This window comes from Neobacillus jeddahensis (genome assembly GCF_000612625.1).
Classification (GTDB): domain Bacteria; phylum Bacillota; class Bacilli; order Bacillales; family Cytobacillaceae; genus Neobacillus; species Neobacillus jeddahensis.
This window is the reverse complement of the sequence record NZ_CCAS010000011.1, coordinates 1-24,596: the sequence shown is the minus strand read 5'-3', so window position 1 is coordinate 24,596 and position 24,596 is coordinate 1. Positions and strand designations below refer to the sequence as shown.

Annotated in this window: 27 protein-coding genes and 1 riboswitch; of the genes, 21 read left to right on the top strand and 6 right to left on the bottom strand. The window is 38.5% G+C overall.

Annotation, left to right across the window (positions count from 1 at the left end; genetic code table 11):
• Positions 1–11 precede the first annotated feature (11 nt).
• From TY15_RS07315 to TY15_RS24180, 4 genes are all read left to right on the top strand, one after another.
• The gene (locus tag TY15_RS07315) at positions 12–731 is read left to right on the top strand and encodes a CoA transferase (protein ID WP_096911907.1); all 720 of its coding nucleotides are present in this window, start codon (positions 12–14) and stop codon (positions 729–731) included.
• 497 nt (positions 732–1,228) lie between these two features.
• The gene (locus TY15_RS07310) at positions 1,229–1,450 is read left to right on the top strand and encodes a heavy-metal-associated domain-containing protein (RefSeq protein WP_040209479.1); all 222 of its coding nucleotides are present in this window, start codon (positions 1,229–1,231) and stop codon (positions 1,448–1,450) included.
• 39 nt (positions 1,451–1,489) lie between these two features.
• Complete coding sequence (locus TY15_RS07305; protein WP_040209170.1) at positions 1,490–3,397, top strand: heavy metal translocating P-type ATPase; 1,908 nt, start codon at positions 1,490–1,492, stop codon at positions 3,395–3,397.
• A gap of 21 nt (positions 3,398–3,418) precedes the next feature.
• On the top strand, positions 3,419–4,111 hold the full coding sequence (locus TY15_RS24180) for a Crp/Fnr family transcriptional regulator (protein ID WP_040209169.1): 693 nt from the start codon (positions 3,419–3,421) through the stop codon (positions 4,109–4,111).
• 515 nt (positions 4,112–4,626) lie between these two features.
• On the opposite strand, the gene TY15_RS07290 is transcribed toward TY15_RS24180, so the two are convergent.
• The 3 genes from TY15_RS07290 to TY15_RS07280 form a co-directional block, all read right to left on the bottom strand.
• Positions 4,627–6,171: an MDR family MFS transporter gene (locus tag TY15_RS07290; RefSeq protein ID WP_040209165.1), complete on the bottom strand. Its 1,545-nt coding sequence runs from the start codon at positions 6,169–6,171 to the stop codon at positions 4,627–4,629.
• Between the two features lie 215 nt (positions 6,172–6,386).
• Positions 6,387–6,581 (bottom strand): hypothetical protein, encoded by a 195-nt coding sequence (locus TY15_RS07285; RefSeq protein WP_040209164.1) that lies wholly within the window; start codon positions 6,579–6,581, stop codon positions 6,387–6,389.
• Between the two features lie 20 nt (positions 6,582–6,601).
• A riboswitch (cyclic di-GMP riboswitch) is annotated at positions 6,602–6,685 on the bottom strand.
• Positions 6,686–7,223: 538 nt separating this feature from the next.
• The gene (locus TY15_RS07280) at positions 7,224–7,700 is read right to left on the bottom strand and encodes a PAS domain-containing protein (protein ID WP_040209163.1); all 477 of its coding nucleotides are present in this window, start codon (positions 7,698–7,700) and stop codon (positions 7,224–7,226) included.
• Positions 7,701–8,343: 643 nt separating this feature from the next.
• On the opposite strand from TY15_RS07280, the gene TY15_RS25440 reads away from it, so the two are divergent.
• A complete protein-coding gene (locus TY15_RS25440) occupies positions 8,344–8,514 on the top strand; it encodes a YuzK family famiily protein (protein WP_476738870.1) in 171 nt (56 codons plus the stop codon).
• A 198-nt stretch (positions 8,515–8,712) separates the two neighbouring features.
• Here TY15_RS25440 and TY15_RS07270 read toward each other — a convergent pair whose 3' ends face one another.
• Positions 8,713–8,925: a hypothetical protein gene (locus TY15_RS07270; RefSeq protein WP_148335998.1), complete on the bottom strand. Its 213-nt coding sequence runs from the start codon at positions 8,923–8,925 to the stop codon at positions 8,713–8,715.
• Positions 8,926–9,102: 177 nt separating this feature from the next.
• Positions 9,103–10,020 (bottom strand): alpha/beta hydrolase, encoded by a 918-nt coding sequence (locus TY15_RS07265; RefSeq protein WP_179301870.1) that lies wholly within the window; start codon positions 10,018–10,020, stop codon positions 9,103–9,105.
• 396 nt (positions 10,021–10,416) lie between these two features.
• On the opposite strand from TY15_RS07265, the gene TY15_RS07260 reads away from it, so the two are divergent.
• From TY15_RS07260 to TY15_RS25100, 14 genes are all read left to right on the top strand, one after another.
• Positions 10,417–11,679, top strand: coding sequence for a mechanosensitive ion channel family protein (locus TY15_RS07260; RefSeq protein ID WP_040209160.1), 1,263 nt, complete (start codon positions 10,417–10,419; stop codon positions 11,677–11,679).
• Positions 11,680–11,872: 193 nt separating this feature from the next.
• On the top strand, positions 11,873–12,106 hold the full coding sequence (locus TY15_RS07255; RefSeq protein WP_081799351.1) for an FxsA family protein: 234 nt from the start codon (positions 11,873–11,875) through the stop codon (positions 12,104–12,106).
• A 204-nt stretch (positions 12,107–12,310) separates the two neighbouring features.
• Positions 12,311–14,014 carry a CoA-disulfide reductase gene (locus tag TY15_RS07250; protein ID WP_042374252.1) on the top strand — a complete coding sequence of 568 codons (1,704 nt, stop codon included), beginning with the start codon at positions 12,311–12,313 and terminating at the stop codon, positions 14,012–14,014.
• A 268-nt stretch (positions 14,015–14,282) separates the two neighbouring features.
• On the top strand, positions 14,283–14,546 hold the full coding sequence (locus tag TY15_RS07245; RefSeq protein ID WP_040209159.1) for a metal-sensitive transcriptional regulator: 264 nt from the start codon (positions 14,283–14,285) through the stop codon (positions 14,544–14,546).
• A 141-nt stretch (positions 14,547–14,687) separates the two neighbouring features.
• Positions 14,688–15,167: a DsrE/DsrF/DrsH-like family protein gene (locus TY15_RS07240; RefSeq protein WP_040209158.1), complete on the top strand. Its 480-nt coding sequence runs from the start codon at positions 14,688–14,690 to the stop codon at positions 15,165–15,167.
• 46 nt (positions 15,168–15,213) lie between these two features.
• Positions 15,214–15,576 (top strand): rhodanese-like domain-containing protein, encoded by a 363-nt coding sequence (locus TY15_RS07235; RefSeq protein ID WP_040209157.1) that lies wholly within the window; start codon positions 15,214–15,216, stop codon positions 15,574–15,576.
• 26 nt (positions 15,577–15,602) lie between these two features.
• Positions 15,603–15,899 (top strand): rhodanese-like domain-containing protein, encoded by a 297-nt coding sequence (locus TY15_RS07230; RefSeq protein ID WP_040209156.1) that lies wholly within the window; start codon positions 15,603–15,605, stop codon positions 15,897–15,899.
• Between the two features lie 50 nt (positions 15,900–15,949).
• A complete protein-coding gene (locus TY15_RS07225; protein WP_040209155.1) occupies positions 15,950–16,525 on the top strand; it encodes a sulfurtransferase TusA family protein in 576 nt (191 codons plus the stop codon).
• A gap of 89 nt (positions 16,526–16,614) precedes the next feature.
• Positions 16,615–17,742 (top strand): MBL fold metallo-hydrolase, encoded by a 1,128-nt coding sequence (locus TY15_RS07220; protein ID WP_040209153.1) that lies wholly within the window; start codon positions 16,615–16,617, stop codon positions 17,740–17,742.
• A 132-nt stretch (positions 17,743–17,874) separates the two neighbouring features.
• Complete coding sequence (locus TY15_RS07215; protein ID WP_040209475.1) at positions 17,875–18,651, top strand: sulfite exporter TauE/SafE family protein; 777 nt, start codon at positions 17,875–17,877, stop codon at positions 18,649–18,651.
• Positions 18,652–19,082: 431 nt separating this feature from the next.
• Positions 19,083–20,066, top strand: a complete 984-nt coding sequence (locus TY15_RS07210; RefSeq protein ID WP_042374249.1) for a DnaD domain-containing protein — start codon at positions 19,083–19,085, stop codon at positions 20,064–20,066.
• On the top strand, positions 20,066–21,328 hold the full coding sequence (locus TY15_RS07205; protein WP_040209152.1) for a replicative DNA helicase: 1,263 nt from the start codon (positions 20,066–20,068) through the stop codon (positions 21,326–21,328). Before TY15_RS07210 ends, TY15_RS07205 begins: the two co-directional genes overlap by 1 nt.
• Positions 21,329–21,392: 64 nt before the next feature.
• The gene (locus tag TY15_RS07200; protein WP_040209151.1) at positions 21,393–21,815 is read left to right on the top strand and encodes a hypothetical protein; all 423 of its coding nucleotides are present in this window, start codon (positions 21,393–21,395) and stop codon (positions 21,813–21,815) included.
• 79 nt (positions 21,816–21,894) lie between these two features.
• Positions 21,895–22,023 carry a hypothetical protein gene (locus TY15_RS25100; RefSeq protein WP_257000308.1) on the top strand — a complete coding sequence of 43 codons (129 nt, stop codon included), beginning with the start codon at positions 21,895–21,897 and terminating at the stop codon, positions 22,021–22,023.
• On the opposite strand, the gene TY15_RS07195 is transcribed toward TY15_RS25100, so the two are convergent.
• Complete coding sequence (locus tag TY15_RS07195; protein WP_040209150.1) at positions 22,018–22,407, bottom strand: thiol-disulfide oxidoreductase DCC family protein; 390 nt, start codon at positions 22,405–22,407, stop codon at positions 22,018–22,020. The two genes, TY15_RS25100 and TY15_RS07195, sit on opposite strands and share 6 nt — an antisense overlap.
• Positions 22,408–22,650: 243 nt before the next feature.
• Here TY15_RS07195 and TY15_RS07190 point away from each other — a divergent pair, with 243 nt between their 5' ends.
• Both TY15_RS07190 and TY15_RS07185 read left to right on the top strand, forming a co-directional pair.
• A complete protein-coding gene (locus TY15_RS07190; RefSeq protein WP_040209148.1) occupies positions 22,651–22,908 on the top strand; it encodes a hypothetical protein in 258 nt (85 codons plus the stop codon).
• Positions 22,909–23,260: 352 nt separating this feature from the next.
• Complete coding sequence (locus tag TY15_RS07185; protein WP_040209147.1) at positions 23,261–24,487, top strand: MFS transporter; 1,227 nt, start codon at positions 23,261–23,263, stop codon at positions 24,485–24,487.
• The last annotated feature ends 109 nt before the right edge of the window (positions 24,488–24,596 follow it).

Here is a 24,596-nt window from a genome sequence, read left to right as displayed (position 1 = left end):
AGGTGGAATGGATGACTGTTCTATCAGGAGTAAGAGTTTTGGATTTAACCCATTATATTGCGGGTCCTTATTGCAGCCAAACACTTGCTGATTATGGTGCGGATGTCATAAAGATTGAACGACTGGATGGGGAAGTTGGAAGAACATCTGCCCCGTTACATGGAATCAAACAACAAAGGTGGGGAACGAGTGATCGGTTTCAATATTCGAAAGCATTTCCAACAAAAGATGGGTATGTATTTTTAGGAGCCTATATAAACACACCGGAAAAAAAGTGGATCGAATTGGCTAAACTAATTGGCAAAAGTGAATGGGGTCAAAGCCATTCACCCTTCTTTCTGGAAGAAGGAAGATTCAAAAACAGAGAAATAGTCGATAAGACGATTGCTGAGTGGACGATTCAACATACAAAAGAGGAAGCTTTTCAACTTTTACAACAAAAGGGGATTGCTAGCAGTCCAGTCAATAATTTAGAAGAAGTTATCAATAATCCGCAAATCCAACATAGAGATATGATTAATACGATAAATATGGGAGATACGGATGTGCCTGTTCCCAGTGCTGCGATTAAAAGGCCAGGCATTGCTGTAATAGAGTTTACCCCACCTCCAACTCTAGGTGAACATTCAGAGGAGATTTTAGACCGATTGGGTTTTTCTGACAAAGAAATAGCGGAGTTTATCGCCAACAATATCGTAAGAATTGAAACAAATAGTAGTTTAGTTGACTGAATGACATAAATTAGGAAAAGGGCTTGGTATTATCATGAATGAGGTATTCATTCTTGATGAATCTTCTTGTTATAGATCCAAGGGCGTACCGATATTGGTGCGTCTTTTTGAGTTGTTCTTTATAAGTTGATTTTATATTTCTGCCAGTGATTGGAGCGGTTGATAGTATTTATTCCTTTATCTATCGCCAATGAACTAAACAAGTGTCCAGATAAAAGGATATACCGGCTTGAGGACCCACCACCAGACCGAATCTATTACCTAATCAAGAATCAAATGACTCAGAAACGAAAAGAAGGCTTACGAATCCTTGACCAATGTATAAAAATGCTTGAAGGATATGGCTGGGGTTCATAATTTGATTTGAGAATTTTTCCTACTAGAACATGACGGTGGTCAATTTTTTTATGGCAATCATGGAGTATTCTGTTGATGTAAAAGATATTTCAAGAGTGGCTACGAGAAAATTTGCAATCAATTTAGAGGAGGAAAAGAAGATGGCAAAAGCTGTATTTCAATTAGAACCATTAACCTGCCCATCATGCATTAAAAAGATTGAGACTACCTTAACTAAAACTACTGGTGTCGATTTAGTAAAGGTCCTTTTTCAATCCAGCAAGGTAAAAGTCGATTTTAACGAGGCACAACTAACTCCGCAACAAATAGAAACAACGATTACGAAACTCGGGTATTCGGTGTTATCTGCAAAAGTATCCTAATTAGCCTTTTCTCATCAATAGTTTAGGAGGAAAGAGAAGATGGCTCAAAGAATCCACCAGTATAAAAACCAGATAACAGCCATTTCGTTTGTACTGATTGCTGTTGGCTTTATTTTAGGATTTTTTCATCATGAAGATGGAAAGAACTTAGCGCTTCTCATCGCAACCATTTCGGCCAGTTTGCCTATTTTCACAAAAGCCTTTCAGGCCCTGCGCATGAGAGTGTTTAGTATAGAATTATTAGTAAGCATCGCAGTCATCGGTGCCGTTTTACTAGGAGAATATACCGAATCATCGGTGGTCACCTTCCTATTCCTATTTGGCGACTATTTAGAAGCACGGACTCTCGCAAAAACGCGCAAGTCACTGAAGGAATTAACCGATCTGGCACCGCAGGAGGCAATGGTCATCCGCTTTGAAACACCGATGACGATTCCAGTGGAAGAAGTGGTCGTAGGGGACCGGGTAATGATCCGCTCTGGCGGAAAGGTTCCGGTGGATGGACGGATTGTTTCCGGACAGGCCTCTTTGAATGAAGCAGCGATTACGGGGGAAGCGGTCCCAGTAACGAAGCGCCAAGGTGACCTAGTGTTTAGCGGCACGATTGTTGATAATGGCTATATTGAAATCACTGCGGAAAGAGTGGGAGATGATACGACGTTTGCCAAAATCATGGAGCTGGTCGAAGAAGCGCAAGAATCGAAAACTCCTGCGGAGAAATTCCTCCATCAATTTGCTGCCATCTATACACCTGTAGTAGTTCTCTTATCCATGCTCGTTTTGGGCGGAACAAGGGATATACATATGGCGATTACCTTTTTAGTGATTGCCTGTCCAGGTGCATTAGTGATTGGCGCTCCTGTCTCGAGCGTAGCGGGCATCGGCAATGGCGCCAAGCATGGTGTCCTAATTAAAGGCGGTGAGATCATGGACACGTTTGCCAAAGTGAATGCGATGGTTTTTGATAAGACAGGAACGCTCACAAATGGAAAACCCGAAGTTGTCGATATTAAAACCTTTAGCAGTTATGGAGAAGCGGATCTTCTCCATTTAGTTGCCCAAGCTGAGACCATTTCTGAGCACCATCTGGGACAAACGATCGTCAAAGAGGCTGAAGCGAGAAATTTTCCGATAACTAATGAGTCGAAGCAGGGGGAAGTATTGAAAGGATTGGGAATCTGTGCCACAATCAATGGGCATACGATAGCTGTAGGAAATCGAAAGCTGATGGAAAAAGAACAGATTGTGATTCTGCCTAAGGTTGGAGAATACGCTGTACATCAAGAAAAATCAGGCAGTACGGCTGTGTTTGCGGCAATTGATGGCAAATTGTCCGGGGTTATTTCGATTGCGGATCAATTACGTCAAGATGCGCCGAATGCCATAGCTGAATTGCGAAAAAACGGTATTAAGAAAATCGTGATGCTGACGGGAGATAATCGTCATACTGCTGCGTTAACAGCCCAAACATTAGCGTTGGATGAATACGCTGCAGAGTTGCTGCCAGAAGAGAAAGCGGCTTTTGTGAAACAATTAAAAGAAAGTGGGTACGTAGTAGCGATGGTAGGAGATGGGATTAACGATGCCCCGGCGATTGCAACGGCTGATATTGGTCTAGCAATGGGGAGAGGCGGCACGGATGTGGCAGTAGAAACGGCGGATGTCGTGTTGATGGCTGACCGGTTGGAGCAATTGGCACATGCGTATACATTATCGAAAGCAACGATTCGAAATATAAAGCAAAATACGTATTTTGCTGTCGTGATTGTATTGGTTTTATTAGCAGGAGTGTTATTTGGGTCTGTCCATTTGGCGTCGGGTATGTTCATTCATGAGGCCAGTGTCTTGTTAGTCATAGTGAATGCTATGAGACTGATTGGATTTCAATCGAGCAAGGACATGGTGTCTGGAGACAATAGGGAAGAGGAAAAGCGTTATAGTAGGTGAGATTGGGAAGGAAGTGGAAGGATGGCATGTGATCATACAAGTTGTCATGTTCTTGGGTCAGCATGTGTTTCTTTGGTACCGATTTTTAACCATTTGCCGGAAGAACCATTAAATGAAATCATGAAGTGTGTCACAAGTGTTTCTTTTAAAAAAGGAGAAATGATTTACAAGGCGGGAGATCTATCAGATTCCCTATATATTGTGAATAAGGGGAGGGTCAAGATTTATCGTTTGTCTGATACGGGCAAAGAGCAGCTGCTGCGGATTTTGTATCCCGGTGATTTTACCGGTGAATTAGCGCTCTTTAATGAAGGGTGTCATGAATCCTTTGCGGAAGCGATGAACGATACGCGGATTTGTTTGATTACACGTTCAGACTTACAGCAATTTCTTTTGCGCTATCCACCGATTGCCTTGGAGATTTTGGCGGAGTTTTCCCGACGGCTGGCCCAGTCGGAACGGCAGACGGCCCGTTTTGCAGCCGAAAAGGTGGAAACCAGGATTGCGTTATTCTTGGCAGAATGTCTTGAGGGAGAAGGGGACTCGAACGTGATTACTCTTCCAATGAGTAAGAAGGATTTAGCCTCTTTCCTTGGAACAACACCCGAAACGATCAGCCGCAAGTTTACGGAATTTGAGAGTGCGGGCTTAATTAAGCAACACCCACAGAAAAAAATGGAGATCCTCGATTTGGATGGTCTGTTGCTTCATTAAGCTTCACATCGGAAGGGCTTTAAGTCGTTCAAATTTTTTCTCTTTCTTCATAGGCAAGGAATACATAAAACCGCCCTCGTGTAGAACAGAAGGGTGGTTTCATTCTGTAATCATCATTATATTGTTGCCTGCATTTGCCCTACAAGTTATAGACGGAAGTCCTTCGATATTGAAATGTAGGAAATCTCGCAGCTAGTTAGTCATGATGGTCTTACTTTTAGTTTTGATGACTGCATGTTCCGGTAAAGGAAGTGTATAAGAGAATGATTGCATCGAATGGAGAAATGGTTAATACATTCAAAGTTGTGGTAAACATGCAAAAACGATAGGAGATGATCGGATGGATGAACAAAAACAAAGTTTCTATATCAATATTCAATCTAATGAGATTTTCAGAGGACCTTTCTAAACGAAGATATGGAATAACCACAGGGACGGTTCTCATGGCTTTTCTCACTTTACCATACACAAAAAAACCAGCAGAACCGTCCCCTTGGATCTTCAATTTACCACAGCTATTCCTCTATCATATTTTCTTCGTCGGATTTCGTGGATAGTACTTCTTTTTTCAAAAACCAACATAAGACAAACGAAAGGATCGCAATGACAAATGAATACATGTAAATATGCTGAAATGATTGAATGAATAATGTTTTAATTTGTGTTACTAGCCCTGTCGGTAACCCTTGAGGAACCCCCGCAGCAGCAAGACTCTTCATATTTGCTGCCATACTTTCAGGAAGCTTATCACCTAAGCTTTGTAATTTGGAGGTAAGGGTAGATGATAACAAATTTCCAAACAGACTTACTCCAACTGTAGCACCAATGGTTTGGAATAATGGAACGGTTGCAAGGGCAATTCCTTTATGTTCTTTTTCCACAGACTCCTGAACAATGAGGTTATCCCCGCCAAATAAAACGCCTAACCCAAGACCTGTTATGAAAAAGAAGATAATAATTTGAATAATGGTTGTATGAATACTCATATGAGAAAACAAGTAGAACCCAATCATTGGCATGATAAAGGCAATTCCAAATAGTTCGCGGTAGCGCACTTTTGTTAAGAGAAATCCACTTACCATAGCTGACCCCACTGCTCCTACCATCATTGGCAATGTCAGGTAGCCAGCCTCTGTTGGAGAAAGTCCCAGCACGTTTTGTGCAAAATATGGGAAGGAAGCAAATGATCCCATTAAACCGACTCCTACAGTAAAGACAATTAAAGATAAAATAAGAATGTTGCGGTTTTTAAACAAATGCAAAGGAACAATTGGTTCTTTTACCTTCGACTCGACCCAAATAAATATTCCAATCAAAATGGCCCCTAGAGAAAGCAAACTAATAATTAACGGGGACCCCCAAGTGTACCCATTATTTTCAACAAGAACAGGTGTGATCAGTAAGGAGACAATGGAAGCAACTAATAAAAATGCCCCTCCCCAATCAATCACCACTTGTTTCTTAATAGCTGTTTCACGTAACCCACTTGCCAGCAGAAGGGCTGCTATGATTCCGACAGGAATATTCACAAAGAAGATCCAATGCCAACTTACCTGATCGACAAAATATCCACCCATTAATGGCCCTAATAACATGGGAATAAACATAATCGGTCCCATAAATCCTTGGACTTTTGCTCGCTGCTCAACTGGAAATAGATCACTTGAAATGGTCATCGCAAGCGGCATTAAACCTCCCGCTCCCAACCCTTGAATCCCACGTCCAATCAGGAGAAGGGTCATAGAATTTGATAACCCGCAGACAATGGATCCAGCTATGAAAAAGGCCATACTCGTTAAATATATCTTTTTGCGCCCCATTAAATCCGCTAATTTCCCCAATATTGGCATGAATGCGGACATGGTTAACATATACACACCTCCGACCCATCCATACATCGCTAATCCGCCTAAATCACGAATGATTGTCGGCATGGCTGTATTCACAACTGTTTCATCCAACTCCGAAAAAATCAGTCCGATGATTAAACCCATCATCACCAGAATTTTATTACTCTTATCAGCTAAAACTGGTTCTTTATATTTTGTAATACTCTCCATCTATATCTAATCCTTTCAACATTTGATAAACGGATTATATAGATTGTTTATGAACTAAATATGAACTAGTTGCTTGGAGAAGTTGGGGTCATTCCCCAAGCAGAAGGTTAAAACCAAACGATGATAGATCTTTGTAAATTTGGTATTTTATCACCAAACAAAATAAAAATAGGGTACAGATTAAACTGTACCCGATCTATAATCATAATTATCTGTTAATGTTTAGCTGAAACATTTAAATATTGTTCTTCTAGTGGGTGTGGATAACGAAATTGTAATGCTATACCCGTTGGTATTTCTGGTTTTACAACTACCGTATGGCACTTTTTTTGATTTTCCCGAATTCTTTCTGTTATTTGGTCTAAATATCTCCCATCATAATATGCTGGATAGCTTCGGTCAAATTGCATACATTTTCTCTCCTCTTCAGTGAGGCAGCACAGCCATCCTAGTTTAGAACCTTAGACCTGTAACTTTGCGTCCCAATCTTTCGAGAGGTTTGCCTTTATCTAGTTTGTAGTATCAATGAACTATATTCATAATACTATAAATAGTAAAAGCAAAGGATATAAATAATTCAAAAAAGTTCGACAAAAAATGATAAATTCAAGTGATTGGAGGATACAGTACCTTTTGCATCCACATCCATTCAGAAGCTCGTGTTCCATTCCCGCTTCTAGAATCAAGAGGGCCGCATTTTTTAATCGGGGGAATCGGGTTAAGCACCGAGCTGATAAATAGCCGGAAAATTCGGCTTAATTCGTATTTATTATTGGGTAGTATCTCAAAAATGCAAGGGAACCTCATTTTGATGCATTAAGGTGAACCGTATCACAAGTAAGTAGGTTCTATATAAAACCAGGATGTTGAATTCCTATAAAGAAACTCGCCAATTATGATGGCGAGTTTACTTTTATAAATACTAATAACTATGCCAATACGACTGTCATTTCGGCACGTATTTTAAGAAAAGCACTTCAAAACAGAACCCTTTAAATGAAGAATTCAATGTGTTTTTCACCTACTTCTCAAATGAGAAAGGTGTTTTTTTACTATTTAGGCATAACAGTTTTAAATTCTTCAATAGTTTCAGGAGTATTTTTACCTTCTTTTCCTTGGAATAGGTCAATATTAACGGTCACATCCATACAGCCAAGGTATTTTCCATTTTCATCACGTACTGCCATGAATTTTTGGTAAATTTGACCTGATTCTCCGGAGTGTTTTGGGAACCAAAATTCCCATTCGTCGCGTCTTCCTGAACGGAAATCATTCAACAATTTTTCAACGTGGTGAGCCACTTTTGGGTGAAGCTCTAGCACAGGGCGACCAATCGCTTCTTTACGGCGACCATGCACGCGGTTTGGATTATTTGAATACCAGCGGAAAATATCGTTGGCATCGCAAAAGCCCATTTCAAATGGCAAAAGGTTGATAATTGAATCCAAAGTACTTGCTTTAATCGCACCAGTTTCAAAATTAATCACAGCTTCAGGACTAATTAAATCTAACAATTTATCTTCAGTCATTTATAAATCTCCTTTATTAGAAAAATAATACAAATAGTAGTGAGTAAAAAAATTGCCTATTACTTTTATAATCTTTTTATTACAATTCTACTTTCAACGCACATGCTCGTCCTTTAATTGTTGCAGTGGAGCAGCTAATCCAACGTTTGAAGTCCCCCTGAAAATTCCCTCCTTAACCATCATTCACTATTCACTCGTAATTCTTATCATCTTTGATGGCGGTCGAATCTAATGATATCTACATATAGGATACGCTAAATTTTTCAGTAGTTTTGTGATATTAATCACACGAAAATCAAAAGCATCATGACGATTATATATTCCAAAACCAATACCTGCAGGGAGACAACTACTTTCCTTAATAGCTATTGAGGGGGGGGTCTTTGACGCAGCATATCTTTGGCCAAATGTTTAGGACATGCACTATATGGAAGGATGTGGCTGAAAAGGTAAGGATATCAGTGGTATTTTACCGTGTTTGGATGACATACCGTAATACAGCAGATTCCTCCGATTTTTCGACTTTGTGTGACCATGAATTTCTTGGTAAGATGAAACCTACTCAAAAATCAATTCGCCATCGGAAAAAATCTGAAAGGAATGATTTGTTATCAATCATTTACAATTAAGTTATACGAGCGAAATGGAAAAAGCGATACGTAGTGCTCATGGAGTAGGATATGAAGACTACAGAAGACATCATTCAGTGAGAATGCGAGTGGAAAAACAGCGTGAAAAGGATTATAATAAGTGCCGCAGAATGGTTGCAGATTTAGACAAACTTTTTCATTATAATAATCGCTTAAAGAGATGAATAAAAAGGGAAACCAACATAAATTAACACTGGATTGTTAATTTATGTTGGTTTTTTATGAAATATTTTTTATGATTTCTTTAGTTTCCAACAGTTACAAAAAATTTGACAAACACATACGGAAGAAAAGATTAAGGGTCTTTCCCTCCGCCTGCATTTTTTACTGCCTCCCAAATTCAAACCCAAAAAAGCACCCGATTATTCGGATGCATACTTAATAATTCCATGTAAAAAAATGGAGTATTCTCGCTGAACACATTCTCTTAACTTAATTTTTCCTTCACTTTCTAATTCTCCAACCCATTCTTCAATCTTTTTTTCATCTTCTTTTGTAGTCTTAGTAATCTCTGTTGAAAATAGATTCCCTCGACTGGCATGGCGTAGATTTTTTAATAAACCAACTTTATTCATTGGGTCATCCCCTTTATATACTATTTTCGACATAAAGGAGTTTTTCTCCTTTGAATACCAATTATTTTCTCGAGTTTTCTTATTCAGCAAATGGTGGAATAACTTAAAGTGCCATTATTATTAAATTTCAGTTCTAAACTTCCAATAAAGGAATCCATGGCAATAAAATGAATGACTTTAGTCCAACTTTAAGTATTTATTTAGGAACTGGAGTACATGACGTGTATACTCCTTTTTATTTGAAAGATACGAATGGATGTGTTCACACTCCTTCGTCAGCCACAATTCTTTATGGTTATCGGATGATATAGCTTGAAATAATTTTTCGCTTTCGGTATAAGGAATGGCTTTATCTGCCTGACTATGGATGACGAAGAAGGATTTTCCTTTTGTGTTTTTAACATGATTGATGGGGGAAACTTCAGCGGGGTTAATTTTGAGGATCTTTCGCATCGAATGATAAACAATCGGCGTAAATGGACGTTTTGGTAGCTTGGTCCAATGAGAAAGATTTTCTTTCAAAAAAGCCTCTAAATCACAAAAGGGACTGTCGGCAATGATGACGGAAGCAGCAGGATGTTCGCATCCCGCAATAAGCGCGCTAGCAGCTCCCATACTCCAGCCAAGTAGAGCGATCTTTTCCTGATTTTTTTCCTGAATGGCAAAGTCAATCGCCGAATATAAATCGTGCCTTTCAAAATATCCGATTCCTGTGGTTTTCCCCTTGGATTTCCCGGCATTGCGGAAATCAAACATCAGCACATTATACCCTTGTTCTGAAAGAACCTTGGTGAGCTGCAGTCCTTCAATCCTTTCCATGGCCCGTTCGTTCATATAACCGTGTGCAGTGATGACCGTTTTCTTGCTTTGCTTTGAAGCAGCTGGAATCCACCAGCCAGACAGCATTATTTGATCTTTTCGGCTGAAAAATTCAATATCTTCGAATTCAAGACCGTATTCTTTTGGTGTTTTCGTGGTTTTTGCCGGGAAGGGATGTGTTAGATACATTCCGATGCCCAGAGGGGCAAGAAAAAATAAAGCGGGAGCAGCCAAAAGCGGTTTCCACAGAGACTTACCTTTTTTCTCCTCACTCAACATCAACTCCTCCTTCCATTTAAAGTTATCGATGCTTTATCATATGTAGCTCAACAGAAAAATGAAAAAATTCTAAATTCCCATTTTTGAAAAGGGAATATTTTTCGAAGTATGAAAATAACTTATTTAAAGTTTATTGAATCTGAGCCTTAATGAGAACCTACTCAAAATCTGAGTAGGTTCTTTGGAGTTTTCATCTGTTTTAACGAATAAAAATAGATTTATTTACGTACTAGGCTATTGAATGGTAGAATATGCTCCTACATGAAGAACTCTTTGAATCGCCTTGACGATCAAATCAGGATCCTCAATGTGAATATTGTGGCCCCCATATAAATGAGCGACTTTCTGTTATTATTGTAGATATTTCAAAGTAACATCAAGGAGGAAAAATATTTGAATTATATAAGTGGTCTGCTTTTAGACTTTGATATAGATCCCACCATCGCTGGGTATCTTTCTGTTATGATTATGATTCTATTTATATCGATAATCTGTGTTGTAGCGCATTTTATCACGAGAAAAGTAGTAATTAGGGTAATAACTCATATTGTGAAAAATAACAAATTCACGTGGGATAATATACTCTTGGAGAGAAGGGTTTTTCATAAATTAGCGCATTTTGTTCCTGCAATCATTATTTATTTGTTTTCACCAACCTTTCCAAGCTATCAGAATTTGATAGAAAAGGGTGCAATTGCCTATCTAATCATTATAGGATTACTGGTGTTGAACCACTTATTAAGTGCGATTAATGATATTTATCAAACCTATGAAATATCTAAGACCAAGCCAATTAAAGGGTACATTCAAGTAATTAAAATTATTGTAATAACATTTGGGGTAATATTGGTGATTGCGAACCTGTTCGGAAAGAGTCCACTTGTTTTTCTAAGCGGGATTGGTGCTCTCTCGGCAGTACTAATGTTGGTTTTTAAAGATTCGTTATTAGGACTTGTTGCAGGGATTCAATTGGCTTCCAATGATATGGTTCGGGTTGGTGATTGGATTGAAATGCCGAAATACGGGGCAAATGGAGATATTATTGATATTTCTTTAAATACAGTAAAGGTACAAAATTGGGACAAAACGATTACCATGATTCCAAGCTATGCTATGATATCCGATTCTTTTATAAATTGGAGAGGGATGCAAAACTCTGGGGGTCGACGGATCAAGCGATCATTATTTATTGATGTAACAAGTATTTCATTTTGTACCGGGGAAATGATGAAGAAATTTTATACAATCGATCTTCTCTCGGACTATATGATCGATCGGGAACGTGAAATTGAAGAGTATAATACTCAGAACGATATTAATCGGAGCAATCCAGTGAATGGAAGGTCCCTTACCAATATCGGTGTATTTCGGGCTTATATCAGCACTTACATGAAACTTCACCCTAGAATTAATCAAGAAATGACCTTGTTGGTTAGACAGTTAGCGCCAACAGAACATGGGCTGCCACTTGAAATCTATGCATTTTCAAATGATATAGGATGGGAAGTATACGAATCGATACAAGCAGATATCTTTGACCATCTTTTCGCCGTAGCCCAAGAGTTTGGACTTCGCTTATTTCAGAATCCATCAGGTCATGATTTGAAAATGATGGTGGATGATTCAAGAATGGAAGTAGTGAAAGATAGGACCTAGTGCTTTAGGGTCTGACCCCCAGCATGTTAACTCTTTAGCATGCTTTAGGGTCTGACCCTTTTTTCTGGTCAAACAGACAGGCGAGGGGATTGATTTCATACCGACCAATATTTTTTATGATCAAGTTTACTAGATAATTTATGAAAATGGAATCAAGGATACTATAGACAAGTCTATAGAAAGGTGGATAAAGATGCGCTTTTTATTATTATTAATCATCATTATTCCTGCGATGGATATAGGAGTTTTGCTGTTTTCTGGTAAAACGATGGGTGTGTTGCCGACATTAATTTTAATTATTCTAACTGGGGTAATTGGAGCTTATTTAGCGAAAAAAGAAGGGCTGCAAGCCATACGCCGAGCACAGGAGGAACTGAGCTACGGACAAATTCCAGGTGAAGCGGTTTTAGATGGCATATTTATATAAACGGGTTCTTTTATAGATGGCTCTTAAATATGAATATTTTCCCTTTGATTGTGAAGATTCTGTGAAAATCTTTTAAAATACTTTCATATATATTTTTTAGATTTTATAATACCCATATAGGTATACTACCCACTGGGGTATATCTAAAAAAAAATACCATTTATAAAGAATGAAATTACCATATAAAAATTTGGAGGGAAAAACATGACACAAAAAATCATCATCGTGGGTGGAGTAGCTGGTGGAGCAACAGCTGCAGCAAGATTAAGAAGAATTAGTGAAGAAGTGGAAATCATCCTAGTGGAACGAGGAGAACATATTTCTTTTGCTAATTGTGGATTACCCTATTACATTGGTGAAACGATCAAGGACAGAGAAAAATTAGTAGTGCAAACGGTTAAAGGAATGTCAGAACGTTTTAACCTTGATATTCGCAATTTAAGCGAGGTAGTAAACATACATCCTGAAGCCAAAAACGTAACGATAAAGAATGTAAAAACTGGAGTAGTGTACGAGGAATCCTATGACAAGTTATTATTATCACCAGGAGCAAGACCGATTGTACCCCCTATTCCAGGATTAAATGAAAATCAGACATTATTTACGTTAAGAAATATTCCTGATACAGATAAAATTAAAAACTATGTTGATTCTCATCATCCTAAAAAAGCTGTAGTCATTGGTGGAGGATTTATTGGGATTGAAATGGCTGAAAACTTGGCAGATAGAGGAATAGAAGTGACGATCATCGAAAAGAGTAATCAAATTATGGCCCCAATCGATATAGAAATGGCTAGTATTCTCCACACGCATGTAAAAGAAAAAGGTGTGAAGTTAATTTTTGAAAATGGTATCGAGTCATTTTCCGACCAAGGAAAGAAGGTTAATCTCTCTGATGGAACAGAAATCGAAACAGATATGACCATTCTTTCTATCGGTGTCAGACCGGAAAATGAATTAGCCAAAGTTGCCGGATTGGAGTTAGGAGAGCGTGGGGGAATCGTGGTAAATGAATTTCTTCAAACTTCTCATGAGGATATTTATGCAGTTGGGGATGCGGTAGAGGTTGTCGATTATATAAGCAGTACAAGGGCAATGATTCCACTTGCAGGACCAGCTAATCGTCAAGGACGCATGGCGGCAAATAATATGATGGGCAAAAAAGAAAAATACCAAGGAACATTAGGTACTTCGATTGCGAAAGTTTTTGATTTAACGGTTGCAGCAACAGGCAACAATGAGAAAATATTGAAACATTTAGGCCTTTCGTATGAGGTCGTTCATATTCATCCAAGCTCACATGCAGGGTATTATCCTGGTGCAGCACCAATTGCTTTAAAATTAATTTTTGATAAAGAAACTGGAAAAATCTTTGGTGCACAAGCGGTTGGAGCTGATGGGGTTGATAAGCGCATGGATGTGATTGCTACTGCTATTAAAGGTGGATTAACGGTCGAAGATTTAACCAATCTTGAATTGTCTTACGCACCACCATATTCTTCAGCAAAAGACCCTGTGAATATGGCTGGATATGTGGCTTCTAATATCATGGAAGGCGAATTGGAAACAATACAATGGCATGAAATAGATGAAATTGTTGCTGGGGGAGGACTATTAATTGACGTTCGTGAGCCAATGGAGCGTGAGTTTGGATTTATTAAAGGATCCATTAATATTCCATTAAATGATTTAAGATGTAAAATGATTCAACTGCCACATGATAAACCAATTTATGTTTCATGTCAGGTTGGCTTAAGAGGATATCTGGCAACACGCATCTTAAATAAAAGTGGGTTTAAGGCAATGAATTTAGATGGAGGATGGAAAACATATTCCTCTGTATTTGGAGGTAATCTAAACAAAAAGGTTGAAACAACAAACGACCGTGGGGAAACAGTTATAGAATAAAAATGAGATAGGATAAAAGTATATGATTTTATTATTTACATTTCAAATCCTTCTTTGACCGCCTTGTAGATTGCAGTCTTTTTCTTCTAATTTATTTTCAAATTAGATTATTGACAACATACCTATAGGGGTATATTATAGAACTTGTCAATGATATTTTTAATTTTAGCCGGTAACATTTTAATCAATATTTTATGTAATCAAAGCCATTTTCTTTTGTAGGACAGACCTTGAAAATAGAAATTAATTGATAAAGGAGGCAAAAACAGTGGAATACAATGATCAAATGAAAAATAGAGTAAAACGGATTGAAGGACAGTTACGAGGAATTTTAAAAATGATGGAAGAAAACAAGGATTGTAAAGAAGTTATCACCCAGTTATCAGCAACTAGAAGTGCCATCGACCGTACTATTGGAGTTATTGTTAGTTCCAATTTAGTGGAATGTGTTCAAAATGCAAATGAACAAGGTGAAAAAACCATGGAAGAATTAGTACAAGAAGCTGTTAATTTGCTAGTAAAAAGTCGATAAAAAAGGGTTGACACCCTCTTTTATTTTTACTATTATAAATACCCATAGGGGTAACGGTAATCAACTTTAAAACGGATATTTTTTTGATTTCATTAATACCTATATGGGTATTAATGAAATCACATCTAGGAGGTTCATAACATGACTGAAAAGAAAAAAACAACCATTGTCTTATTTAGTGGAGATTACGATAAAGCAATGGCGGCCTATATCATTGCAAATGGTGCAGCTGCTTATGATCATGAAGTAATCATTTTTCATACGTTTTGGGGATTAAATGCCTTGCGTAAAGAAGAAAACATTCCAGTAAAAAAAGGCTTCATGGAAAAAATGTTTGGAAAAATGATGCCGAGAGGCGCTGATAAAATGGGCCTTTCTAAAATGAACTTTGGAGGATTCGGTCCGAAAATGCTCAAAGATATTATGAAAAAGCATAATGCTCTTGGCTTACCGCAATTAATCGAAATGGCGCAAGAACAGGATGTAAAACTTGTAGCATGTACCATGACGATGGACCTGTTGGGTCTTAAGGAAGAAGAACTTCTAGATCACATTGAATATGCTGGAGTTGCCGCATACTTAGCAGATGCACAGGAAGGTAATGTGAATCTGTTTATATAAAACTTATTGATAGGGGAGATTCCCCCTACATCGAGGAGGAAAGCAAATGGAATATGTAAATTATCTTGTTATCGTAGTAATTCTATTCTTTCTAATGAAACGCTTTTTGCCAACTAAAGGTGTTAATACTATTTCGACAATAGAATTGAAAACAGAATTGAATGACAAAAACAAACAATTTGTTGATGTCCGTACACTTGCAGAGTTTAAAGGAAATCATATTAGGGGTTTTAAAAATATCCCCCTTCATCAGCTTGACCAAAAAGCAGAGAAAGAGCTTTCCAAGGAAAAAGAAGTAATCGTGATTTGTCAAAGTGGGATGAGAAGTGGGCAGGCAAGTAAGGTCCTAAAAAAATTAGGATTTTCAAAAGTAACAAACGTCAAAGGCGGCATGAGTGCTTGGACTTAAACCATCATAACAGGAGGAACATGAAGATGAAACAAATGACAGCAAAAGAGGTTGAAACATTATTAAACGAAGGAAAGAAATTAAATATAATAGATGTGCGTGAAGTGGATGAAGTTGCAGCTGGAAAAATCCCAGGTGTCGTAAACATTCCATTAGGATTAGTTGAGTTTCGCATGCATGAATTAGATAAATCAAAAGAGTATATCATGGTATGCCGTTCAGGAGGCAGAAGTGGTCGTGCCTCACAATTCCTTGAAAGCTATGGATTTAACGTGACCAACATGATGGGTGGTATGCTTGCTTGGGAAGGTAAAGTGGAATAAATTTTTTAACAAAAACAATCCCCTTGTGGGTATAAATCAGGAGGTCCAACATGGATAACATAAAAGCAAACGGTATTTTAGATGCAAAAGGATTAGCATGTCCGATGCCTATAGTAAAAACAAAAAAAGCAATGAATAATCTGGACGCAGGGCAAGTATTAAAAGTGCAAGCGACAGATAAAGGGTCCAAAGCGGACATGAAAGCCTGGGCTGAAAGTGCCGGTCATCAATATTTAGGGACAATTGCAGCAGGCGAAGTATTAAACCATTATCTTCGTAAATCTTCTGACGAGGATGCCACTGAAAAGAAACATCCAAATGTTATCAATAATGAAGATCTTGAGCAAATACTTGGATCAAATGAAAATATCGTAATTATCGATGTTAGAGAAGCTGCAGAATACGCTTTCAACCATATTCTGAGCGCCATCTCCATTCCATTAGGTGAGTTGGAAGACCGATTGAATGAATTAAACAAACAGGATCAAATTTTTGTGGTTTGCCGGACAGGAAACCGCAGTGATCTTGCTGCACAAAAATTAACTAAAAAAGGTTTTACAAACGTTATGAATGTTGTACCGGGTATGAATCAGTGGACTGGGAAAACAACAGGTATCCATAAATAATGGAGGAATGGATAGGAATTCCATTAAATCTGAATTTTAAATCAGCCTATTTTTTTAAATAAAATAATACGGTAGGGGGTAATTGGTAGATGACTATAACTGGGATGACTTCAAAAGAGGTAACGAAAAAGATTTTTGATAAAGAAGAGTTATTTATTCTTGATGTACGTAATGAAAGTGATTTTAAAGATTGGAAAATTGAAGGAGAAAACTTTGAGTATTTAAATGTTCCCTATTTTGAATTGCTTGATGGTGTAGAAGAAATCATTAAAAAAATCCCTACTGATAAAGAAGTATTGGTCGTTTGTGCAAAGGAAGGTTCATCGGTAATGGTGGCAGAAATGCTTTCTGATGCTGGGTTAAACGTGTCCTACCTTAAGGGTGGAATGAAAGCATGGAGTGAACATTTAGTACCGGTAAAAGTGGGAGACCTAAATGATGGAGGCGAAATTTTTCAGTTTGTTCGAATCGGTAAAGGCTGTTTATCCTACATGGTGGTGTCAAACGGGGAAGCAGCATTGATCGATGCAACACGCATGACAAAAACCTATTTTGACTTTGCTGAAAGAATCGGTGCGAAATTGACTCATGTATTTGATACACACCTTCATGCGGACCATATTTCTGGTGGACGCTTAATTGCAGAAAAAACGGGTGCAACCTACTGGCTTCCATCAAAGGATGCAACAGAAGTAACCTTTGGATACCAACCATTAGAAGACGGTAATGACGTAATAATCGGAAATACGATTATAAATATTCACGCAATGTATTCTCCAGGTCACACGATTGGTTCCACGTCCTTTGTAGTAGATGAAAAGTTCCTGCTTTCAGGTGATATTTTGTTCATTGATTCAATCGGAAGACCGGATCTAGCAGGTAAGGCAGAAGACTGGGTAGGAGATCTAAGAGAAACTCTTTATATACGTTACAGAGAAGTATCAGAAGAACTTATTGTTCTACCAGCACACTTTATGATGTTGGATGAGTTAAATGATGATGGAAGTGTGTCAGAAAAATTAGGGACATTGTTTTCTAAAAATCATGGTCTAAACATTGAAGACGAAGAAGAATTCAGAAAAATGGTAACGGAAAACTTGCCACCGCAGCCAAACGCTTATCAAGAGATTCGTCAAACCAATATGGGAAAAGTCAACCCAGATATTGAACAACAACGTGAAATGGAAATCGGTCCAAACCGTTGTGCTATTCGTTAATGGTAAAAAGGAGGGATTAGTTGAAAATAGTGGATGCCAAACTTGGCATGTCCCACGCCGATTGTACAAACAAAAAAGGGTAAAACGAAAAGGGAACCAATGAAGGTTCCCTTTTCAAAAGAGGAGGACAACATGGATAGTGGCTTACTGTTTACGATCTTCCTAATTGGATTTGTAGGCTCTTTTATTTCAGGTATGTTAGGAATAGGGGGAGCTATTATTAACTTTCCTATGTTGCTATATATTCCTGTTATGCTGGGTGTCGGTCATTTTACTGCACACGAAGTTTCAGGCATTACAGCTATTCAAGTATTCTTTGCGACATTAGGTGGGGTTCTGGCTTATCGTAAAGGTGGATATTTAAATAAAACACTTATTACCTACATGGGAAGTAGTATATTGATTGGAAGCATTATGGGAGGATTTGGTTCTACTCACATGCCGGAAAGCGGCATTAACATTGTCTATGGAATTTTAGCATTGATTGCCGTTGTGATGATGTTTGTTCCCAGAAAAGGAATGGATGATATTCCATTGGAACAAGTTCAATTTAACAAGTGGTTTGCAGCACTATTCGCTTTTATCGTGGGGATTGGAGCTGGTATTGTAGGAGCCGGAGGAGCATTCTTGTTAGTACCAATTATGCTCGTGGTTTTAAAGATTCCAACAAGAATGACCATTGCCTCGTCCTTAGCCATTACACTTATTTCATCCATTGGAGCTGTTTCTGGAAAAATTTCAACAGGTCAAGTGCCAATCCTTCCTTCGATGATCATGGTAGCTGCCAGTTTAATGGCTTCACCTATAGGAGCCCATATTGGGAAAAGAGTTAATACGAAAGTTTTGCAAGGGATTATGGGGATTTTGATTTTGGCTACGGCAATAAAAACATGGATGACGATTTTGTAATCTGGGACATTGAATAGAGAAATTTCAGTTGATCAAAAACATTCTAAGCCCCTTAAGGGGCTTAGAATGTTTATAAGACATCTACTTTCCTTAAATAATTGCTTATAAAAAAACAACTGAACTTTCGAAAAATATGCTAAAAATAACCCAAAATGGCAAAAAGCGCCTTCAAAAATCATTTTTGAAGGCGTTTTTTTGTCGTTTCGCTCTAAAAATCCCCTCAGAAATGGTAAAAGGAAGTTCGCAATACCCCGAAAATCTCGATATTGTAGAAGTGCTGAAGACGAAGGTTTTTACATAAAGATCTCGCTAAGGACAGGGGATGGAAGGGTGTCATAAAATATTCTAATGAAAAACATATAACCATTTTCTTCAATTAATTACATAACAAGTAGGAAGGAATTTTATTAAAAGAAAGGCAGTGGTTAAAGATGGCAAAGTATCGAATAGTCCGTACGGATTTCTGGAAGAATCCGGTTGTTTCAGAGGAGATGACTCCGGAGGACAAATATTTTTACCTTTATATTCTTACTAATCCAAATACGACTCAAATAGGAGTCTATAAAATTACCAAAAAACAAATGGCTTTTGATTTGGGCTATTCAATTGAAACTGTTCAATCGTTAATGGACCGATTCATCCTGCATCATAAAGTGATTCGTTACAATTCTGAAACAAGAGAACTCGCGATTAAAAACTGGGGGAAATATAACCTGAATGCCGGTGGGAAGCCAGTGATGGATTGTATTGTTTCTGAATTAAAAGAGGTCGAGGATCACTCTCTCATCGAATATGTATCGGAATCGATAGTCAAACAGGAAATTCGCAGCCTCTATCAAGCTTTTTGTCAACAAGAAGAGCCGTGTTACGGCAAGAAAGCTAGCACTCAAACTGAAAATAATACATATGAAACTGAAATTGAAAAATTGGACGAATCGTTCTTGTCTCCTCAGACCATAGGTGGGCAAAAAGAAAAACAAAAAGAAAAACAAAAACAACAACAAAAAGCTTGTCAGCAAAATGTTGAGAGTCATCCAGCCAAAGAGCATCCATCACAGAGTAAACAAAGAATAGAAGAGGTTCAAGAAATTGTGGAGTTTTGGGACGCAAATGGATTTGGTTTGACGAATGTGAATGCAAAACAGCAGCTGTTAGCTTGGTTAGATGATTCTAGCTTTTTACAGCCAAAAGAATTGATTTTAAAAGCGATGAATATTGCCTGTGCGAATAACAAGCGAAAGCTGAATTATATTGTGGGGATCCTCAAAAACTGGGATAACGAATCATTACTGACCGTAGAAGAAATTGATGTGCATCAGGAAAACCAAGAGCCTGTACGAAAGACAAGACAAGCAACTGCGGGAAGAGATATTCCAAGCACGTTTGAACTCGACCTAACAAGAGGTGAAGCGTGATGAGTATGGCTGAAAGAGCATTCTTAGGAAGTTTAATGAAGGCGGAGTACTTACTCAAGGATACCGTGGTACAACCGGAACAGCTGGAAAGTACACGGCATAAAGAAATCATGCGGAGAATGGTTGAGTTACATCGAGCAGGTAAGCATGTTGATTTGATTCACTTGACCACCTTACCAGACCTTGAATCATTAGGTGGAATGTCTTACCTTTCGGAGCTGTTATCGTATGCGGATGTAGAGAAATTTGACGGAACGGAGAAGCTCATTCTTGAACTGTGGAAAGAACGGGAGAAGAGAAACATCTTAACGGTTGCAGCGATGAATGATTGGGAGATTGCGAAAGTCATTGCCGAGTTGGATAAAATTAACCAAATGAAGATGGATGATCATACGTCCTTACAACAAGCATTGTCCACGATCTATGAGGCACCCTGGGAAGATCAACTACTTCTTAAGAGTGTAACAACCGGTATTAAAAAACTTGATGATGTGACAGGAGGCTTTCAAGGCGGGGAAGTGACGATTCTAGCGGCAAGACCCTCGATGGGAAAAACCGATGTGATGCTTCATTTTGCAAAAATGGCTGGTTGGACGGGATTCCTGCCACTGGTATTTTCCTTAGAAATGCCAGAAAAGCTGATCACCTCTCGCTTAATTGCCTCAACTGGGGGCATTAATCGGGCAAAAATGCGCGATCCGAAACGGATGTTAAGTCAAAGTCAAAAGAACAACTGGTCCGATGTAATTAATGATTTAAATGAAACCAATATGCAAATATTTGACGGGGCGGGACAAACGATTTCCGAAATAAGAGCGAAAATGAGAAAGGTAATCAGTCGATTTCCGCACAAGAAACCAATCGTTTTTATTGATTATTTGACCCTAATTCATTCAAATCAATTCTACGGTGGGAATGCCCATTTACAAGTCACGGAAATCTCCAAATCCCTCAAAATGATGGCGAAGGATTTTGATTGCCCTGTCATTTGTTTGGCCCAGCTTAATCGTTCGGTGGAATCAAGGGCCAATAAACGGCCGATGATGTCTGATATTCGGGAATCGGGCAGTGTCGAACAGGATGCTGATGTCATTTTGTTCCTGTACCGGGAAGCGTATTATGACAAAGAGTCAGAGAATCATTCCCTTGAAATCATTGTCTCGAAAAATCGAAATGGTCCAGTTGGAACGATCGCGGTGAATTATAACGAGCATACAGGGGCGATTGAGGACCAAAAGGAACTGAATCTTGCACTGGTATAAGCTTTAGGCAGTTTTTAGGAACGAAGTCTACGGATGAATCTATCTAATAACGGGGTGTGATCACATGGTTGTGAAAGATCTTTATCAAGATTGTTTACTCTTTGAAGAATCCTCATTAGCTCATTATATCTACCATTTACTAACAGAGCATAAAATTTCTTTAGATGACAACATATCTAAAATAGACTTAAATCAAGCGGATCATCAGAAAGTAGCGGAATTGATTCAAAACAATGTGTTAGGTTTTCATAAGATTGGCATCTATTCATTGAAGAGGAGTCAGAAGGATTTTATCTTTATCTTCGCAGCCAGCGAGCAAGAGGCAATCCAATTCTATCGCACCACATTTCATCAAACCCCATTGAACTGTCACGAATATTCGTTAGATTTCCAGCTTACTAGAGGAAAAGAAGTGATTTCGTTTCGGGAGATGAGGAAGGATTTCATGAGCTTTCCTGCTATTGCGGGGTGTTTTAAGAGGGATTAATAAGGAAGGAGATTTGATGGTTTTGTAGAATTAAGTGATCAGATAATCAAAATAGCATTGTTCCAGATAGGAGATCATCATGGATTTAGGTTTAAAAGAAATGGTCGCATTAATTACCGGGTCAAGCAGAGGGATGCTTTCTTGGCTATTAAAAAAGGGGTATCTCCGACCTGAAGATTACTGTTATTTAGATATTTCGGTCTTATAAGAACCGTTTTCTTTCTTCTGGAGTTGGTAACATACAACTTTCTTTTTTACCGAACCATTTATATCTATTTTTAGCGATAATTTCATAAAAAAAGTCTCTCAAAGGTTTCGGGACGACTAATAGGCAGTACGGTAACTTCCACGCTCCTTTTAAGTTCTTACATACCTGTAGGGCTGCTGAAGATTTAAAGTAGCAATGGTTATCTTCCAGAAGAACAAAGCTATCTAGATCATCTGGAGCATTATATTTATGTAATAACTCTTTTCCAATATCACTTTGTAACGAAGCGAACTTAAAGAGTCCATTTGGGTCTCTTTTAATGATGAATTGTACGCTTAGGTCGCAAAAGTTGCACTCACCGTCGAATAAAATAATTCTGTCCATATAATCGCTCTCCTTAACCTCTTTTTTATTCTCTTTTTTGAAATTTTTATAAATATTTTAGCATAAATTTACAATTGCATTTTAGTTTTGTGAAAAAGTATGATGAATCATACATATAGACTTAAACATGATAATTCGACAAGTGACAATGCTGCTTTTAAATGATAGTTTCTATTCTTACTATGACAATTATCACAGATAGTGGAAAATATAACCACTAAAGTAAAGCGGGAGGAGATAAAGATGAAAACATTCGACTTTAAATCTGGTACAAAAGTATTGGTTGACGAAACTCGGATTATCATTGAAAAATCAGGTGGAAAAAGTGCGATGAAAGGTTTGTTTGCTGGTAGAGCAATGGGACACATGACCATAAAAATGTCAGCACTGACAGGAGTCATCTGTGCTTCTGGATTGCCTACGCCAAATGATTTTAAAATAAACTGTTCCGTAATGGGATATGTTCGCTCACCAATTTATTTAGTCCCTCTGAAAGTGTGACAGGACCATTTCCAAACATGCCGCTCTGACATCCTTGTACCATCATTACCTCTTTCCATGATTTGTGATCCATTTGTATATAAAAATTGGCAGTTTTATATAGTGATATAAATCACTAATAAGTTTTAAGAGTTTTCGTAAAAAAAATTTACAACGGCCGATAGGCATGATAGGATTATAAAGAAATTTCCTTTAAAGGTAGTCCAGAGAGGCTAAAAAGGGTGAACTTTACACTTCATATATGCTATTTGTGTATCTATGAATGCCCTTTTGTCCTTCGGATGAAAGGGCATTTTTTTGCTAAATAAATCTTTTAATCAAGTCCAGTGAGGCTCGAAAGGAGAAACACAGAATGAATTATCAGAAAAAGACAGTTGTCGCATCGGTAACAGGTTTGACCTTAGAAGGAATGGACATTATGTTTATTTCCTTCGCTATGTCCATGATCATCGCTGAATTTCATCTAGACATGGCAACAGGAGGTTTGATTTCCTCTATCACCAACTTAGGTATGTTATTTGGGGGAATCCTTTTCGGGATCTTAGCAGATAAGTTTGGAAGAGTGAAAGTTTTTACGTATACGGTCTTAATATTCGCAATTGGAACAGCGTTAACAGGTTTGGCGGGAAATGTTGAGCAAGTATACCTTTTCAGGTTTATTGCAGGCGTAGGTGCAGGCGGAGAATATGGAATTGGTATGACGCTTGTCGCTGAAGCATGGCCAAAGAATAAACAAGGCCGTGCCTCATCCTATGTCAGTATTGGAGCTCAATTTGGGGTGATCCTAGCTGCCCTGCTAAGTGCCATGATTCTGCCGACATTTGGTTGGAGAGGGTTGTTCTTTGTCGGCATTATCCCGGTGATCTTTGCTTTCTTTGTCAGGAAAAATTTAAACGAATCACCAGAATGGCTGGCAGCGCAAAAGGAAAAACGGCAAGCAGCTGTAAAGCAAGGAAATGTAAAACAATTATTTGCAAATCCACGGACAGCCTATACGACCATTGCATTAGCGATCATGGCTTCGGTGCAAATTGCCGGCTATAATGGTTTGATGATCTGGCTGCCATCGATTTTGCAGACCTCACAAGGGTTGTCGGTTTCCGGTTCTGCCTTATGGACCATTAGTACTGCAGTCGGAATGATGGCAGGGATGTTAACATTTGGTCAAGTGATGGATCGATTTGGCATGAAGAAAGCGTATGGATTCTTCCTAGCTGCTTCAGCCGTGGCAGTATTCTTGTACTCCTTTGCAACGGGAGCAGCAGGTGTGTTAATTGGCGGCGCCATCGTTGGATTCTTTTCGAACGGAATGTTTGCCGGTTACGGTGCACTGATTAGCTATTACTTCCCAATAGAAGTTCGCAGCACGGCAACGAACACCATCTTTAACTTTGGCAGGGCATTAGGGGGCTTATCTCCCATTTTTGTAGGCTTCATTCTGCAGCACGCAAACGTCACAATAGCCATGAGCTACTTAGCGATCCTCTACTGTATCTCCTTTATTGCTATGATCAGCTTGAGAAAAGGAAAAGGGGAACAAACGCGAGTGGCGTTGAAAAATCTATCTGAAGTAGTGTAATCAATTGGTACTAGGAGTTGTGTGAAGAGTCACATGGGGCCTGGTACTTTTTTGCAAATTCAAGGGTCAGACCCCCAGTGTGCTAAAGCGTTAGCGTGACGGGGGTCTG

Excerpts from the sequence above, each read along its gene's own strand:
- TY15_RS07315 (WP_096911907.1), top strand. The coding sequence starts at position 12 with ATGACTGTTCTATCAGGAGTAAGAGTTTTGGATTTAACCCATTATATT.
- TY15_RS07310 (WP_040209479.1), top strand. The coding sequence starts at position 1,229 with ATGGCAAAAGCTGTATTTCAATTAGAACCATTAACCTGCCCATCATGC.
- TY15_RS07305 (WP_040209170.1), top strand. The coding sequence starts at position 1,490 with ATGGCTCAAAGAATCCACCAGTATAAAAACCAGATAACAGCCATTTCG.
- TY15_RS24180 (WP_040209169.1), top strand. The coding sequence starts at position 3,419 with ATGGCATGTGATCATACAAGTTGTCATGTTCTTGGGTCAGCATGTGTT.
- TY15_RS07290 (WP_040209165.1), bottom strand. The coding sequence starts at position 6,171 with ATGGAGAGTATTACAAAATATAAAGAACCAGTTTTAGCTGATAAGAGT.
- TY15_RS07285 (WP_040209164.1), bottom strand. The coding sequence starts at position 6,581 with ATGCAATTTGACCGAAGCTATCCAGCATATTATGATGGGAGATATTTA.
- TY15_RS07280 (WP_040209163.1), bottom strand. The coding sequence starts at position 7,700 with ATGACTGAAGATAAATTGTTAGATTTAATTAGTCCTGAAGCTGTGATT.
- TY15_RS25440 (WP_476738870.1), top strand. The coding sequence starts at position 8,344 with ATGGAAAAAGCGATACGTAGTGCTCATGGAGTAGGATATGAAGACTAC.
- TY15_RS07270 (WP_148335998.1), bottom strand. The coding sequence starts at position 8,925 with ATGAATAAAGTTGGTTTATTAAAAAATCTACGCCATGCCAGTCGAGGG.
- TY15_RS07255 (WP_081799351.1), top strand. The coding sequence starts at position 11,873 with ATGCGCTTTTTATTATTATTAATCATCATTATTCCTGCGATGGATATA.
- TY15_RS07250 (WP_042374252.1), top strand. The coding sequence starts at position 12,311 with ATGACACAAAAAATCATCATCGTGGGTGGAGTAGCTGGTGGAGCAACA.
- TY15_RS07240 (WP_040209158.1), top strand. The coding sequence starts at position 14,688 with ATGACTGAAAAGAAAAAAACAACCATTGTCTTATTTAGTGGAGATTAC.
- TY15_RS07235 (WP_040209157.1), top strand. The coding sequence starts at position 15,214 with ATGGAATATGTAAATTATCTTGTTATCGTAGTAATTCTATTCTTTCTA.
- TY15_RS07230 (WP_040209156.1), top strand. The coding sequence starts at position 15,603 with ATGAAACAAATGACAGCAAAAGAGGTTGAAACATTATTAAACGAAGGA.
- TY15_RS07225 (WP_040209155.1), top strand. The coding sequence starts at position 15,950 with ATGGATAACATAAAAGCAAACGGTATTTTAGATGCAAAAGGATTAGCA.
- TY15_RS07220 (WP_040209153.1), top strand. The coding sequence starts at position 16,615 with ATGACTATAACTGGGATGACTTCAAAAGAGGTAACGAAAAAGATTTTT.
- TY15_RS07215 (WP_040209475.1), top strand. The coding sequence starts at position 17,875 with ATGGATAGTGGCTTACTGTTTACGATCTTCCTAATTGGATTTGTAGGC.
- TY15_RS07210 (WP_042374249.1), top strand. The coding sequence starts at position 19,083 with ATGGCAAAGTATCGAATAGTCCGTACGGATTTCTGGAAGAATCCGGTT.
- TY15_RS07205 (WP_040209152.1), top strand. The coding sequence starts at position 20,066 with ATGAGTATGGCTGAAAGAGCATTCTTAGGAAGTTTAATGAAGGCGGAG.
- TY15_RS07200 (WP_040209151.1), top strand. The coding sequence starts at position 21,393 with ATGGTTGTGAAAGATCTTTATCAAGATTGTTTACTCTTTGAAGAATCC.
- TY15_RS25100 (WP_257000308.1), top strand. The coding sequence starts at position 21,895 with ATGGATTTAGGTTTAAAAGAAATGGTCGCATTAATTACCGGGTCAAGC.
- TY15_RS07195 (WP_040209150.1), bottom strand. The coding sequence starts at position 22,407 with ATGGACAGAATTATTTTATTCGACGGTGAGTGCAACTTTTGCGACCTA.
- TY15_RS07190 (WP_040209148.1), top strand. The coding sequence starts at position 22,651 with ATGAAAACATTCGACTTTAAATCTGGTACAAAAGTATTGGTTGACGAA.
- TY15_RS07185 (WP_040209147.1), top strand. The coding sequence starts at position 23,261 with ATGAATTATCAGAAAAAGACAGTTGTCGCATCGGTAACAGGTTTGACC.